The following is a 12,913-nucleotide window of genomic DNA, read 5'->3' on the forward strand; positions in this document are numbered from 1 at the left end:
AATGAAAAAAGTAGTATTATTAATAGTAGTGTTGTTTTTTAGCTTCACAGGATTTGCTCAAAAGAAAAACGCAAAAGTTACGTTAGAGGTAGATGGAGTTTGTATGATGTGTAAAAACAGAATAGAAAAGGCTGCTCTAAATATTAAAGGTGTAAAGTTTGCTAATTGGAATGTTAAAACGCATCAACTTATGGTTATTATGGATGAGCGTAAAACAAATATTAAAGCTGTTAAGCAGAAAATGGCAGATGTTGGTCATGATACAAAAGAAATCAAGGCTACAGATGAGGCGTATAATAATTTACATCCATGTTGTAAGTACAGAGATGAAGAAATAAAAAAAGATCATCAAAAGGAAAAAAGCTAATAAAAAAAGCCGAGTATTAAACTCGGCTTTTTTTATTATAACATTTGTAAGTTATTTAACTCTTGATTGGTTAACTCTCTCCATCTACCACGAGGTAAATTCTTTTTAGTTAATCCAGCAAAAATAACACGGTCTAATTTAACTACGTGATATCCGAAGTGTTCAAATATTTTACGTACAATTCTATTTCTTCCAGAGTGAATTTCTATTCCAACTTCTGTTTTTCGTTCACCTTCTACATAAGAAACAGCATCAATAAATACTTTCTTTCCTTCAATAATTACATCTCCACGTAATTTTTCTAAATCCGCTAACGTTAATTTCTTGTCTAATGAAGCGTGATATAATTTGCGTACATTATGTTTAGGATGAGTAAGTTTCTTAGCTAACTCCCCATCATTGGTAAAAAGTAATAACCCGGTGGTGTTTCTATCTAAGCGTCCTACAGGATAAATACGTTCTTTAGTGGCATTTGAAATTAACTCCATTACTGTCTTTCTACCACGGTCGTCTTCCATTGTAGTAATATAGTTTTTTGGTTTGTTCAAAAGCACATAACGCTTTTGCTCCATAGAGATTAATGTTCCATCAAACTTTACTTGGTCTCCTGGTTGAACTTTATATCCCATTTCGGTAATCAACTTGTCGTTTACAGTAACACTACCATGTTCAATATAAGTGTCTGCTTCTCTACGAGAACAAATTCCTGAATTGGCAATGTATTTATTTAAACGTACTCCATCATCCTTTTTTTGTGCTTGTTTTGGAGCAGATGATTTTGGTCTTCTGAAGTCTTTTTTAAACTGACCTTTTCCTTGAGGATTGCTGTTTTTACCAGCTTGTCGTCCTCTCGACGAGTTTTTTCTTTGCATTTCTTGAAAATTTTAAGCGCGCAAATGTACGCTAATTATTTGATTTTTAATCTAAAACTTGTACAACTTTATCTAAAAGTAAAGTCTTATCAATAAATAATAAACTAAAAACACCTATTAGCAACAATATTTTTAAAACATTATGTAGTAAGCGATACTGGTTTTTATCGGTTGCTTTCCAGATATAAAAGCCGATAAAAACAAGAATAACAGCTGCTAAATAGAAATAGTATTTCATATATTCTATTGCAGGGTAGTTAAATAAAATGCCAACAGGAATTAGTGTTAGAAGTAATAAAAATACAATAGCTTTTTTGGTGTTTTTCTCTCCGTACTGAACAGGAAAGGTATTATAGTTATTCGCTACAGCTCCTTTGATATTTTCTAAGTATTTAATTAATTCTCTAACCATTATAACTAGAAATAGAAAGAATGCATGAATAAAAATTACTTTAGAAAAGTTTTTATAATGAATAAATACCACAAAAAAAGGTAAAATGGTAAGCACTGTGGCTGCAATGAGTCCTGAAATTGGATATTTTTTTAGTTTATGAGAATAAAACCAAATTGCGAAAATATATATTGCAAAAAATAAAGCAGCTCTCCAGGATACTAACCAGCCAAAGCAAAATCCAACAAAATTTAGAAAAAAATATAAACTTAGTTTGGTTTCTTGTTTTACATATGCATCTAAATTAGATTTAACAGGTCTGTTAATTTTGTCTGCTTTTAGGTCGTAGAAATTATTAATGATATACCCCGCAGCGATAACACATACGGTGGCTAATACAAGATAAAGTAGATGCCAGTCAAAAATTACTTTTTTAATCGAATGTGCATCAGAAAAAATAAAAATAGCAGCCAAATATTGTGCTGCTATTAATACTAGTATATTATATCCTCTAACAACAGATAAAAGGCTAAATAGTTTGTAGGTTAAACTTCTGTTGTTGGTACTCATAAGTAATTTAAAATCTGTAAACTACCTCTAATTTGTATTCTTTTAAAATGCTCTTTGCTTTGTCAAAATCTTCGGTAAACCCTAAGATATATCCACCACCACCAGAACCACAAAGTTTCAAATAGTAATCATTGGTTTGAATACCTTTTTCCCAAACTTTATGAAATGCATCTGGAATCATTGGTTTAAAGTTTGCTAAAACTACTTTAGATAATTTTTTAACATTACCAAATAACGATGTTACATTTCCTTTTAAGAAATCATCAATACAAGCATCTGTATATGTAGCAAACTCTTCACTTATCATTTTTCTAAAACCTTCGTTTTTCATTTTATTCATAAAAATGTTAACCATAGGTTCGGTTTCTCCGATTTGTTCAGAGTCTAATAAGAACACTGCTCCTTTACCTTCTTTTTGAGAAGGAATGCCAGCTGGTTCAATATGTTCTTTCGAATTGATTAATATTGGTAAGCTTAAATAAGAATTTAACGGATCTAAACCAGAACTTTTTCCGTGGAAAAATGATTCCATCAAAGAAAAGATTTGCTTTAATTGTAAAAGTTTATCGCGTGTAAGGTTTTCTAAAACCGTAATTTTATCGTTGGCATATTTGTCATAAATAGAAGCAACCAAAGCTCCAGAGCTTCCTACACCATATCCTTGTGGGATAGAAGAGTCAAAATACATTCCTGCATCAATATCTTCTTTTAAATGTGCCAAATCAAAAGAAACAATGTCAGAATCTAAATTAGATAAATAATTGTAGAAGTTCTGCAAACTTTCATTTGACTTTAAAGCTTCACCATTTAAGTTACGTACCGTTTTTAATGCTCCTTTGTAAGTATTGAAAGGAATTGCTAATCCTTTGGAATCTTTAATAATTCCATACTCTCCAAACAACAATATTTTAGCATAAAATAAAGGTCCTTTCATAGGTATAGGTTTTAACCGCAAATATAAATAAAGTATTTTTTAAATACTTGTTATTGAATGTTTTTGTAAAAGGTTTTCCAAACACCAACCTTTTCTCCGTTATGGTACTTTCCTTTGGTTTCAATCTTTCCGCTTTTATAAAACGTTTTCCAAATACCATCTCTTTGTCCGTCTTTGTATTTTCCCTGTTCTTTTAGTTCACCACTTTCAAAATATACTTTCCTAACTCCATGAAGCTGTCCTTTTTTGTAATTAGCTTCGTGGTATGGTTTACCATTTTGATGGTAATAGGTAACTAATCCTTCAAATTCCTCTTTGTGTGGTTCTACAGAGGTGCTGAATCCTTCCATTTGTATTTGACCATTTTTAAAATAGTCAATAATCCAAAATCCATTTCCTTTTTTCTGTGGAGCAGGACGATAATATGACGCATTGTCTTTTGAGGTTTCTTGCCAATTAGCATCAAACCATATTGTTTCTTGCGCGTTTGCTGATAAGGTTAAAAAACTAACCAACATGAGCAGGTAAAATGTTGAAGTCTTCATAATTAAAGGGAATTAAGTTATACAATCTGAGCGCCAAAGCCCACATTATCACAAATATAATGATTTTTTTGGCAGTAATTGCTTAAAGTTTCCTTAACGAATTTTTCAACGGCGTCTTGCTCGTTTTGAGGGTATAATAAATGAACATTTGCTCCTGCATCTAAAGTAAAACAAATATTGCTATTGGTTTCTTGTCGGTATTCCCAAATTTTATTAATAATTTCTAAAGTGTTCGGCTTCATTAATATAAAATAAGGAGTACTCGTAAGCATCATTGCGTGCAATGTTAATGCTTCACTTTCTACCAACTCTATAAAGCTTTTGATGTCTCCGTTTTGAAGTATAATGGCTAATTTTGTGAGATTATCATTGGCCTGTTTAAATCTATTTTCTGCATAAGGATGATTATGCATTAGATTGTGTCCAACGGTTGAAGAGACCTGCTTCTCTCCTTTATCTACTAATAAAATAGTATCACAATAATTTTCAAATATAGGATGTACTTTGTGTGGGAATTTTATTCCGTACAAATCAGAGCTTCCTTCAATTTCAGGATGTTCACCCCAAACAACTAAAGGTCCTTCAATACTTCTACTTGCACTACCAGAACCTAACCTTGCTAAGAATGAGGCTTTCTGTTTAATAAAAATTTCTGTTGTAGAAGGACTTAATTCCTTCTCTAAATTCATCAAACACATGGCAATGGCAGACATTCCACTTGCAGAAGAGGCAATTCCACTACTATGTGGAAAAGAGTTCTCTGAATGTATGATCATTTTATATTCTAAGATATACGGACAGTATGTTGCAATTCGCTCAAAGAATTTTGCAATTTTAGGTTTAAAATCATCTTTCTTTTTGCCTTCAAAATAAAGTTCAAACTCAGCCGAATTACTTTTTTCTTTCTTTGTAAATTCAACTTTTGTTGTCGTATTGCAATTGTTCAAAGTAAAACTTATTGACGCGTTTTTAGGTATTTGAGGTTCGCTTTTTCCCCAATATTTAACCAAGGCAATGTTACTTGGTGTTTGCCAAGTAGTAATTAAGTTTTCTACGTTTTTTTCTGAAGATTTAAAAATAAATTCCGAAGTATTCAATGCTCTAAATTTTGTTGTAAAGATAGAACATCACCTACACTTGTGCTAATTTTTGTAAAACAACATCTTTGTAGGTTCTACTTATTGGAATTGCTTTATTTTCAATTTCAATGAACTCATTTGTATATGAGTGAATCTGATGCATATTTACAATAAAGGAACGATGTGTTCTTAAGAAGAAATCAGAATTAAGCTTTTCTTCCAAATTAGAAATTGTATCTCTAGAGGTAATGGTTTCTTTTTGAGTAACAATTTTCACATAATCTCCTAAGCTCTCAACGTAAAAGATATCCTTAAAGTCAACTTTAATCATTTTTCTATCCGCTCTTACAAACATAAAGTTAGAAGTGTTAGTTTCTTGATGAGTAGTAGTGGAGCTTTTTTGCTGGATGGTTATTTTTTGAATGGCTTGCAAGAAACGGTCAAAAGAAATTGGTTTTAACAAATAATCAGTTGCTTGAAGATCGAAACCATCAACGGCATACTCTCTGTATGCAGTAGTAAAAATAATATGAGAAGCATTTCCTAATATTTTAGCTAAGCTTAAACCTGTAATTTCAGGCATATTAATATCAAGGAAATAAATATCTATATTTTCATCGTGAGTAGTTTGAATAACTTCTAGAGCATTTTGATAACTAGCTATAAGGTGTAAATTAGGTGTTTTTTCAACATATGTAGCAAGTATTTCTCTAGCCACCGGTTCATCATCTACTATAATACAATTTAATATACTACTCATTTTTTAATGGAATTTTTAAATCTACAACATAGGCTGTCACTGTTTGATGAATGTTTAAATTGAAGTTAGCATCAAATAACATGTGCAATCTTTTTTTAATATTTTCTAAACCAATTCCTTTTTTAAGGAGAGATGTTTTTGTAGCAGAGTTTTTAATATAGAAAAACAAAAAATCCTTCGATGTTTTTAAGCTAATTTGAATGCTTAGTTTACCATCTATATGTTTACCATGTTTAAAAGCATTTTCAACAAAAGGTAGTAAAATCATAGGAGCAATTTGAATTATACTAGTATGAATTTCCTTGTCAAATTTAACGTGTAAATTTTCTTGAAACCTCATTTTTTCTAGTGCTATATAATCTTCAATATGTTGAATTTCATTACTTAATAACACACTTGGTTTTTCTACTTGATATAAGATGTAATCTAATAAGTTGGATAGCTTCAAGATCATGTCTGGAGCATTGTCAGATTTTTTTAAAGCAAAACCATATAAAGTGTTCAAAGTGTTGAATAGAAAATGCGGATGTATTTGCATTTTTAAAAACTTCAATTCTTGTTCCTTTAATTGTAGTTGTGTTTCCAAGAATTTATTTTTTAAATCTTCACTTTTTAAAGCAGATTTATAATTATGCATAACCAAGCCTAACATAATCACTACTAAAACTACAAAGTAAACTCCAAATACAATGAAGGGGAGTGTTTTGGTTAAAGGAGAAGCTTCATTTACTGTGAGATTATATGAGAATACTAAACCATAAAGAATAGACAGAATAATAAAAAAAGAGCTTACAATAAATGTGTAAACCGTGTAGAGTATGAATAATCCTTGTTTTTTTTGTAATAAATACTTAGGAATAAGAAAAAATAAAAAGAAATAGCCGGTACAAACAGTAATGGGCATTAAAAACAACGAAAATTTATTTACATAAGCGGTGTTTTTGGTACCATACCCTAAGAAATAGGTGTAAAAAAAGTAAACTCCAATCCAAAATAAAACATGAATTGCTGCTGTAGCTAACCATTTAAGTATTGACGAAGTTTTTTTCATTAGTGCAATATCTTTCTTTTTTTGAAAAAGAGATGTTTTTTGCGATAAAAAACGAAAAAAAAGAGGTGAATAACAAAATTGCAGGTTATCCTGCAAAAAGTGTAGTTTTAGTTTTTAATTTCGCATCATATCGAAATTAAAAAATAGGAGTCAATAACTCCAGTAAGTTTGGAGCATAATAACTTTAAAATTTAATACAATGAGATTTTTAATTTTTGGACAGTTTTTCGATAGGTTAAACGAAGGAGGACCAGTTTTTATGTACCCATTATTTTTTATGATGTTGGCTTGTATTGGCTTGATTGCTTTTTCTTTTCTTAGAGGAGATGAAAAAGGAGTCCTTAAAAAAACAGTACATCATATTAGTTTGTTTGCGATAGTTTGGGGGTTTTTAGGACAAATGATTGGTTTAATAGGTGCTTTTGATGCAATATCTGTTGCTACAGGAATAACTCCGCAAGTGTTAGCTGGTGGTTTAAAAGTGGCGCTTTTATGTCCAACTTTTGGAATGGTTGTTTTCTTAATTGCTAGATTAGGAATTATTGGGTTGACTCTTAAAAAAGGAGAAGCGTAAAAAGATTCAAATACTTTTTAAAATTATAATTATGAAGAAACAAATAATTGTTTTTATGGGATTGCTATGCTCTTTTTTTACCTATGCACAGCAAGCAGAATTAGATCAACTTTTGACGTCTTTTGAATCAGAACAAAAGGCTATGGGAACAGTTTCTATTTTTCAAAATGGAATGGAGGTTTATAATAAATCTTTTGGTAAAGCAAACTTGGCTCTAGACAAAATAGCAAATGAGAATACCAAGTATAAGATAGGGTCAATATCGAAAGTTTTTACTGCTAGTGTGATTTTAAAGTTAGTAGAAGAAAAGAAACTTAAGCTAAGCACATCACTAAGTATGTACTTTTCAAAGGTGCCCAATGCAAATAAAATAACGATAAAACATTTGTTAAGTCACCAAAGTGGTTTGTATAATATAACTGATGAAGAAGGGTTTCATACTTGGATACGTAAACCAAGGAATAGAAAAGAGATGCTTGGTAAAATTATAAAAGGAGGAACTGTTTTTGAGGCAGGGACACAAACCGCTTATTCAAATTCTAACTATATTCTTTTATCATTTATCATAGAAAATATAGAAAACAAACCATTTGCAAGAGTTTTACAAGATCGAATTTTTGAACCACTTAATTTAAAAAGAACAACTTTTGGAAAGAAGTTGAAGCCTAAAAAGAACCAAGCATATTCATATTTTTTGAAGGAGAATAGTTGGACGCCTATTTATCAAGAAACTGATTTAAAATCTATTAAAGGAGCTGGAGGGATAGCGTCTACAGCAAAAGAAGTGAATACTTTTTTTAATGCACTTTTTACTGGGAAAATAATTTCAAATGAACTTATTGAAATAATGACTACACCAGTAAATGAATGGGGATTAGGTATATCTGTGTTAGATTTTCAAGGGATGACCATTTATGGACATGATGGAGGAATTGATGGATATCAATCATTAGCAGTGTATTTACCAGGGTTAAAGACATCTATTGCTTTTACATTTAATGCAGCTACCATTCCAGCAACGCAAACTGCCATTCAAATACTACAAACCTATCTTTCTGCTGGAGCAAAAAAATAAAGATATGAGAAAATTAGTACTATGTTTTCTGTTGTTTTCAGTTGGTTTGTTCGGACAAAAAGAAAACAAAGGAGATGCTTTTAGAAAAGAAGGGGATTTAGAGAAAGCTATTGTTGCGTATAAAGAAGTGTTTAAAAGGGATGCTTCAAATTATGGAAATACCTACAATTTAGCCTGTGCCTATGCAATCATGTATCAAAAAGACAGTGCTTTTCATTATTTAAATAAAGCGTTGAAAAATGATAACTCTTTATGGGCTTTAGCAGACAATGATTTGTTATCGTTGACAGAAGATGAAAGATGGCCGGCTATTGAAAAACAGCAGCTTGAGAAATATCAGAAAGAAAAAGGAAAACTTAAAAATCCTTTGTATGCAAAACAACTTCTAAGAATTATCATGAAAGATCAAGCTTTAGATTATCAATTAGATATGGCAAAGAGGCATTATATGAAACAAGGAAAAGCTCCACATTGGTATTATCCATTGGCTAAAATGAAGGAGAAAATTGGGGAAGGGAATTTTGTTGAAATGGAACGTTTGATTAAAGAAAAAGGATGGCCTACATATGAAATGGTAGGGAAGTTGGCAGCTGATGGACCTTTGTTGGTTATTAATCATCATAAAGAAGATGCTATTCGAGTAAAGTACTTGCCTAGAATTAAGGAGGCCTGTTTAAATAAACAGGGAAGTTGTATGGAATATGCCAAAATTCAAGATAGAATTTTAGTTAATGCTAACAAACCACAACTTTTTGGAATGCAGTTTCGATATAATGCCATGAGAAAATTAGAACCCTTTCCAATAGAGGATCCGGCATATGTGGATCAAAGAAGAAAAGAAATAGGTTTAGGGCCGTTAAAAGAATACTTGAAAAGAAAGATAAATTACACTTGGAATGTTAAACAAAAATAGAGATGGTGTTTTTGGTTAATTAGTAGAAATACTCAATTCTCTCAGTAGAATTGGGTATTTTTGTAGTATGAATAGAAGAATAAAATTAATCTGGGATTTTAAAGGTCCAGATGGATTAGAAACTGCAAAGCATCACTGCATTCACTTAACTGAATTTGCTCAGATTGATAATTTACCTTATCACGAGGTAAATTATAAAGAACTTAATGAAATGCATACCATTGCTTTTGTAATCGTAGATGAGGAGCATATGAAAACTTTTAGAGATGCTTTAAAACCTCACCGAGGAGAATTAGCTTAAATCAAACTACGATGCCACATTTTATTATTGAATGTTCTGATAATCTTATCAAAAACACCTCTAAGCAAGAAGTAATGCAGTTGGTTTATGAAGCTGCAGAAGCATCAGAACTTTTTGCAAAAGGAGATATCAAAGTTCGAATAAAAGTATATGAAGATTATATTGTTGGAGGTAAGAAGGACGATTTTATTCATGTATTTGGAAATATTATGGAAGGAAGAACAACAGAACAAAAGAATAAACTCTCTTCAAGTATTGTAAAAGTATTAAAAGACCTTTTTCCAAATTCTCCAATTGTATCTATGAATATTAGAGATTTTGAAAAAATAGGGTATTGTAATAAATCTATGGTTTAGAATTACGACTAGTAGTTTCTTCAAAAGAAATATCATAATCTTCACGTAAAGTGCCCATTATTCTATCCCAAAAAAGAAAATACAATCCATAATTTCCATGAAATTTTTTATGATGTAAATTGTGGGCTACCGAGGTGTTTACCCATTTTCCAATCCATGTTTTGTGAAACCCTTTAGGATATAGTTCAAATCCTAAATGACCATATACATTGTATCCAATTTGAAATAGGAAAAACAATCCAATTGATGAAATGTGTACAGGAAGCGTAAACGCAATTAATGGTGCTATTAAAGCTTCTAAAAATGCTTCAAAAGGATGAAAAGCGTATGCTGTCCAAGGAGAAGGATTGGTGGATTTATGATGAATTAAATGTACTTTTCTATACCACTTAGGTCGATGCATCCATCTGTGTATCCAATAAAAATAAGTGTCGTGTAAAAAGAAAATCCATATCCAACTTAAGGCGTAATATAGATTAGAGTATTCGTTGAAATTATAATAGATGTTGGTGTAAGGTTTTAGGTAATAAAAAACAATCAACGATACTGTAGCAAAAATGGTTACCGATACAATAGAGTAACCAAAATCTCTTTTATAATCTTTAAATTTAGGTAGTTTCTTTTGAATCTTTCGAAACCATAGTTGCTTTTTAAAAAGAATATAAAACAATAGAAAAGTAATGCTTGCAAAAAGTAGATAACGAACTAATACAGTTGAAGCACTTCGAAACCAAAAATGAATAAAACTATTGTCTAAAATCATGATCTAAAATTGGTTGTTAAAGCTAACAAAAATATTTAGGTCAAGGTTTGTTTTAAAAAAAGTATCTTACGTAAAAAATATCATATGAAGAAAATAGGAGTCATAATAAGTGTTCTATTTTGTTTTTTTGAAAGCTTTGCTCAACATAATTATACGGCATACAATGCGCATGTTTCTATTGTTGATGCAATTAGAGTGCAATCTGAACTAATTGAAGGAAGAACTTCTTTCTTTGAAAAACAAGCAGCTCAAAAACCATTAATGTTTCAGAAAACAAAGGTAAGAGTAGGAGAGCTGAATCGATTATCAAACAACTTGTCTAAATATATTGAGAGAATACAAAAAGAAGTAGGTACAGAAAGTATTTTGTATGATTTGCTTGGAAAAGAAGCTTATAAAAACTCCATTTTTAAATCAAATGGTCGTTTAACGTATAAAGGAACAAAGCTTAAAAGAAAAATAGATAGTTTGTATGACTGTTCGTTAAAGATTAATGTTCATAAGCTCTCACAACTGGAAAATTTTTATGAAGGAAGATTTAATACCCATAAAGAGTATTTCGACTTTGATCAAAATAAAATAGATTATTTCAATCATTTGTTCTACGATAAATCGAACTACGGAATGATGATGGCAATGAATTATTTACTGTTAGATGTAAAAACTTTTCAATTACTATACTACGGAACCGTAATGAGTTATTAACCTTCCGCAATAGTTTTTGCACAAATAAATCCTCCAGTCCAAGCATTTTGAAAGTTGAATCCTCCAGTTACTGCATCAATATTCAAGACTTCACCAACAAAAAATAAGTTTTTGTGTAGTTTACTTTCAAAGCGTTTAAAATTAATTTCTTTTAAATCAACACCACCAGCGGTAACAAATTCTTCTTTAAAAGTAGATTTGCCGTTCGCATTAAAAACAGATTTTGTTAATTGATTGGCTAAATTTTGAAGTTGATTATTGTTTAAATCTCCCCAATTTTGACTTGGTTTTATTTCAGCAGCTTTTACAAATCGTTCCCATAATCTTCTAGGTACTTCGCTAAAAGGAGATTTTAAAGAAGCTTGTTTTTTAGCTTGTTGTTTCTTAAGTCTTTGTAACTCCTGAAGAATTGAAGCAGGGTTACTTCCTAACCAATTTACTTCTACTTTATATTGATAGCTTTTTTCGGCTAATATTCTAGCTCCAAACGCTGATAATTTTAATACTGCAGGGCCACTTAATCCCCAATGTGTAATCAATAATGGACCGTAGTTTTCAAGTTTTGTGTCTAAAATTTTAACCGTAGCATTTGGAACGGATATTCCCCCTAAATCTGAAATTCTATCATCTTTAATATTAAAAGTAAATAAAGAAGGTACTGGTTGAATAATGGAATGGTTAAGGCTTTTAGCTAGGTCCCAAACTTTTTTGCTACTTCCTGCTGCAACAACTAAATAATCAGCTGTAAATGTTCGGTCTTTTGTATGAACGAACCATTCATTTTCTTGTTGCTCAATAGAAGTTACTCCATGGTTTTTTAAAACCTTGATATTTAAATCTTCAACTAATGATTGAAAACAGTTAATAATAGCTTGAGACGTATTGGCTTCTGGAAATACACGATTATCTTCCTCTATTTTTAAAGGAACCCCTCTATTTTCAAACCACTCAAAAGTATCTCCAGTCATAAATTGATGAAAGGGACCTAATAATTCTTTTTGACCTCGAGGGTAGAACTTTGTGAGTTCTTTAGGCTCAAAACAAGCATGCGTAACATTACAACGACCTCCACCAGATATTTTTACTTTTTGCAATACCTCTTTCCCTTTTTCAAGAATGGTTATGTCCAAATTAGAATTGAACTCTTTTGCATTGATTGCTGTAAAAAAACCAGCCGCTCCTCCACCAATAATGATTACCCTATTCATTAGATGCTATTTTCTTTAGTCATAAAATACATGTCGATTCCCTTTGCCCAAAAATCTTTTTCAATACGTTGAAGTTTAAATCCCATTTTTTCATAAAAAAGATGAACAAATTGGGAAGTTCTTACAACAATATGGTCAATGTTTTTATGGTTGTTAATTACATGAAGTCTATGATTCATTAATTTTTTACCTACTCCTTTTCCATGAAACTCAGGGTGAATCATGTCCCAAGAAATTCGAGCTTCTTTCTGGTTATTAAAATAATTAATACCACCGCAGCCTATAATTTGATTTTGCTCGATAACAACAAAATAATCTTCGGTTTGATTTTCTAAATAGTCGATAAAATCTTCTTTTTCAGAAGAGTCGAAATATTGAGGAGTGTTTAAGTCTAATAACTTCAACAAAGATTCTTTGTCTTCTTTGGTAAAAGCCCTAATCATAAGCTG

Annotated in this window: 17 protein-coding genes; 7 read left to right on the top strand and 10 right to left on the bottom strand. The window is 30.9% G+C overall.

Going from position 1 to position 12,913, the window contains the following annotated elements:
• The first annotated feature begins 1 nt into the window (after position 1).
• Complete coding sequence (locus tag ABNT22_RS02700; RefSeq protein WP_348716246.1) at positions 2-367, top strand: heavy-metal-associated domain-containing protein; 366 nt, start codon at positions 2-4, stop codon at positions 365-367.
• Between the two features lie 35 nt (positions 368-402).
• Here the strand turns inward: ABNT22_RS02700 and ABNT22_RS02705 are convergent, their stop codons facing one another.
• From ABNT22_RS02705 to ABNT22_RS02735, 7 genes are read right to left on the bottom strand one after another with little or no spacing between them, the layout of a single operon-like run.
• Positions 403-1,239 carry a pseudouridine synthase gene (locus ABNT22_RS02705; RefSeq protein ID WP_348716248.1) on the bottom strand — a complete coding sequence of 279 codons (837 nt, stop codon included), beginning with the start codon at positions 1,237-1,239 and terminating at the stop codon, positions 403-405.
• Positions 1,240-1,285: 46 nt separating this feature from the next.
• A complete protein-coding gene (locus ABNT22_RS02710) occupies positions 1,286-2,200 on the bottom strand; it encodes a geranylgeranylglycerol-phosphate geranylgeranyltransferase (RefSeq protein ID WP_348716250.1) in 915 nt (304 codons plus the stop codon).
• Between the two features lie 7 nt (positions 2,201-2,207).
• Positions 2,208-3,134, bottom strand: coding sequence for a mevalonate kinase (locus tag ABNT22_RS02715; RefSeq protein ID WP_348716252.1), 927 nt, complete (start codon positions 3,132-3,134; stop codon positions 2,208-2,210).
• A gap of 50 nt (positions 3,135-3,184) precedes the next feature.
• On the bottom strand, positions 3,185-3,679 hold the full coding sequence (locus tag ABNT22_RS02720; RefSeq protein WP_348716253.1) for a hypothetical protein: 495 nt from the start codon (positions 3,677-3,679) through the stop codon (positions 3,185-3,187).
• Between the two features lie 17 nt (positions 3,680-3,696).
• Positions 3,697-4,776 carry a diphosphomevalonate decarboxylase gene (locus ABNT22_RS02725; protein ID WP_348716255.1) on the bottom strand — a complete coding sequence of 360 codons (1,080 nt, stop codon included), beginning with the start codon at positions 4,774-4,776 and terminating at the stop codon, positions 3,697-3,699.
• Positions 4,777-4,810: 34 nt separating this feature from the next.
• A complete protein-coding gene (locus tag ABNT22_RS02730) occupies positions 4,811-5,518 on the bottom strand; it encodes a LytTR family DNA-binding domain-containing protein (protein WP_348716257.1) in 708 nt (235 codons plus the stop codon).
• Positions 5,511-6,569, bottom strand: coding sequence for a sensor histidine kinase (locus ABNT22_RS02735; RefSeq protein ID WP_348716259.1), 1,059 nt, complete (start codon positions 6,567-6,569; stop codon positions 5,511-5,513). The genes ABNT22_RS02730 and ABNT22_RS02735 overlap by 8 nt, the downstream gene beginning before the upstream one ends.
• Before the next feature lie 199 nt (positions 6,570-6,768).
• Between ABNT22_RS02735 and ABNT22_RS02740 the strand changes: the two genes are divergently transcribed.
• The 5 genes from ABNT22_RS02740 (at position 6,769) to ABNT22_RS02760 (ending at position 9,788) form a co-directional block, all read left to right on the top strand.
• The gene (locus ABNT22_RS02740) at positions 6,769-7,143 is read left to right on the top strand and encodes a MotA/TolQ/ExbB proton channel family protein (protein ID WP_348716261.1); all 375 of its coding nucleotides are present in this window, start codon (positions 6,769-6,771) and stop codon (positions 7,141-7,143) included.
• Between the two features lie 31 nt (positions 7,144-7,174).
• Complete coding sequence (locus ABNT22_RS02745; protein ID WP_348716263.1) at positions 7,175-8,218, top strand: serine hydrolase domain-containing protein; 1,044 nt, start codon at positions 7,175-7,177, stop codon at positions 8,216-8,218.
• Between the two features lie 4 nt (positions 8,219-8,222).
• A complete protein-coding gene (locus ABNT22_RS02750) occupies positions 8,223-9,131 on the top strand; it encodes a DUF6624 domain-containing protein (RefSeq protein WP_348716266.1) in 909 nt (302 codons plus the stop codon).
• 67 nt (positions 9,132-9,198) lie between these two features.
• Positions 9,199-9,432: a hypothetical protein gene (locus ABNT22_RS02755; protein WP_348716268.1), complete on the top strand. Its 234-nt coding sequence runs from the start codon at positions 9,199-9,201 to the stop codon at positions 9,430-9,432.
• Positions 9,433-9,443: 11 nt separating this feature from the next.
• Positions 9,444-9,788 carry a 5-carboxymethyl-2-hydroxymuconate Delta-isomerase gene (locus tag ABNT22_RS02760; protein ID WP_348716270.1) on the top strand — a complete coding sequence of 115 codons (345 nt, stop codon included), beginning with the start codon at positions 9,444-9,446 and terminating at the stop codon, positions 9,786-9,788.
• Here ABNT22_RS02760 and ABNT22_RS02765 read toward each other — a convergent pair.
• Complete coding sequence (locus ABNT22_RS02765; RefSeq protein WP_348716273.1) at positions 9,778-10,551, bottom strand: sterol desaturase family protein; 774 nt, start codon at positions 10,549-10,551, stop codon at positions 9,778-9,780. The two genes, ABNT22_RS02760 and ABNT22_RS02765, sit on opposite strands and share 11 nt — an antisense overlap.
• An 84-nt stretch (positions 10,552-10,635) precedes the next feature.
• On the opposite strand from ABNT22_RS02765, the gene ABNT22_RS02770 reads away from it, so the two are divergent.
• On the top strand, positions 10,636-11,256 hold the full coding sequence (locus ABNT22_RS02770; protein ID WP_348716275.1) for a hypothetical protein: 621 nt from the start codon (positions 10,636-10,638) through the stop codon (positions 11,254-11,256).
• On the opposite strand, the gene ABNT22_RS02775 is transcribed toward ABNT22_RS02770, so the two are convergent.
• A complete protein-coding gene (locus tag ABNT22_RS02775) occupies positions 11,253-12,464 on the bottom strand; it encodes an NAD(P)/FAD-dependent oxidoreductase (protein WP_348716278.1) in 1,212 nt (403 codons plus the stop codon). The two genes, ABNT22_RS02770 and ABNT22_RS02775, sit on opposite strands and share 4 nt — an antisense overlap.
• The gene (locus tag ABNT22_RS02780) at positions 12,464-12,907 is read right to left on the bottom strand and encodes a GNAT family N-acetyltransferase (protein ID WP_348716280.1); all 444 of its coding nucleotides are present in this window, start codon (positions 12,905-12,907) and stop codon (positions 12,464-12,466) included. The genes ABNT22_RS02775 and ABNT22_RS02780 overlap by 1 nt, the downstream gene beginning before the upstream one ends.
• Between the last annotated feature and the right edge of the window lie 6 nt (positions 12,908-12,913).

Origin of the sequence: Tenacibaculum sp. 190130A14a (assembly GCF_964048965.1) — a bacterium.
GTDB lineage: Bacteria > Bacteroidota > Bacteroidia > Flavobacteriales > Flavobacteriaceae > Polaribacter > Polaribacter polynesiense.

Bases quoted from the DNA above. Each gene is read 5' to 3' on its own strand.
- ABNT22_RS02700 (WP_348716246.1), top strand. From the start codon at position 2: ATGAAAAAAGTAGTATTATTAATAGTAGTGTTGTTTTTTAGCTTCACA.
- ABNT22_RS02705 (WP_348716248.1), bottom strand. From the start codon at position 1,239: ATGCAAAGAAAAAACTCGTCGAGAGGACGACAAGCTGGTAAAAACAGC.
- ABNT22_RS02710 (WP_348716250.1), bottom strand. From the start codon at position 2,200: ATGAGTACCAACAACAGAAGTTTAACCTACAAACTATTTAGCCTTTTA.
- ABNT22_RS02715 (WP_348716252.1), bottom strand. From the start codon at position 3,134: ATGAAAGGACCTTTATTTTATGCTAAAATATTGTTGTTTGGAGAGTAT.
- ABNT22_RS02720 (WP_348716253.1), bottom strand. From the start codon at position 3,679: ATGAAGACTTCAACATTTTACCTGCTCATGTTGGTTAGTTTTTTAACC.
- ABNT22_RS02730 (WP_348716257.1), bottom strand. From the start codon at position 5,518: ATGAGTAGTATATTAAATTGTATTATAGTAGATGATGAACCGGTGGCT.
- ABNT22_RS02735 (WP_348716259.1), bottom strand. From the start codon at position 6,569: ATGAAAAAAACTTCGTCAATACTTAAATGGTTAGCTACAGCAGCAATT.
- ABNT22_RS02740 (WP_348716261.1), top strand. From the start codon at position 6,769: ATGAGATTTTTAATTTTTGGACAGTTTTTCGATAGGTTAAACGAAGGA.
- ABNT22_RS02745 (WP_348716263.1), top strand. From the start codon at position 7,175: ATGAAGAAACAAATAATTGTTTTTATGGGATTGCTATGCTCTTTTTTT.
- ABNT22_RS02750 (WP_348716266.1), top strand. From the start codon at position 8,223: ATGAGAAAATTAGTACTATGTTTTCTGTTGTTTTCAGTTGGTTTGTTC.
- ABNT22_RS02755 (WP_348716268.1), top strand. From the start codon at position 9,199: ATGAATAGAAGAATAAAATTAATCTGGGATTTTAAAGGTCCAGATGGA.
- ABNT22_RS02760 (WP_348716270.1), top strand. From the start codon at position 9,444: ATGCCACATTTTATTATTGAATGTTCTGATAATCTTATCAAAAACACC.
- ABNT22_RS02765 (WP_348716273.1), bottom strand. From the start codon at position 10,551: ATGATTTTAGACAATAGTTTTATTCATTTTTGGTTTCGAAGTGCTTCA.
- ABNT22_RS02770 (WP_348716275.1), top strand. From the start codon at position 10,636: ATGAAGAAAATAGGAGTCATAATAAGTGTTCTATTTTGTTTTTTTGAA.
- ABNT22_RS02775 (WP_348716278.1), bottom strand. From the start codon at position 12,464: ATGAATAGGGTAATCATTATTGGTGGAGGAGCGGCTGGTTTTTTTACA.
- ABNT22_RS02780 (WP_348716280.1), bottom strand. From the start codon at position 12,907: ATGATTAGGGCTTTTACCAAAGAAGACAAAGAATCTTTGTTGAAGTTA.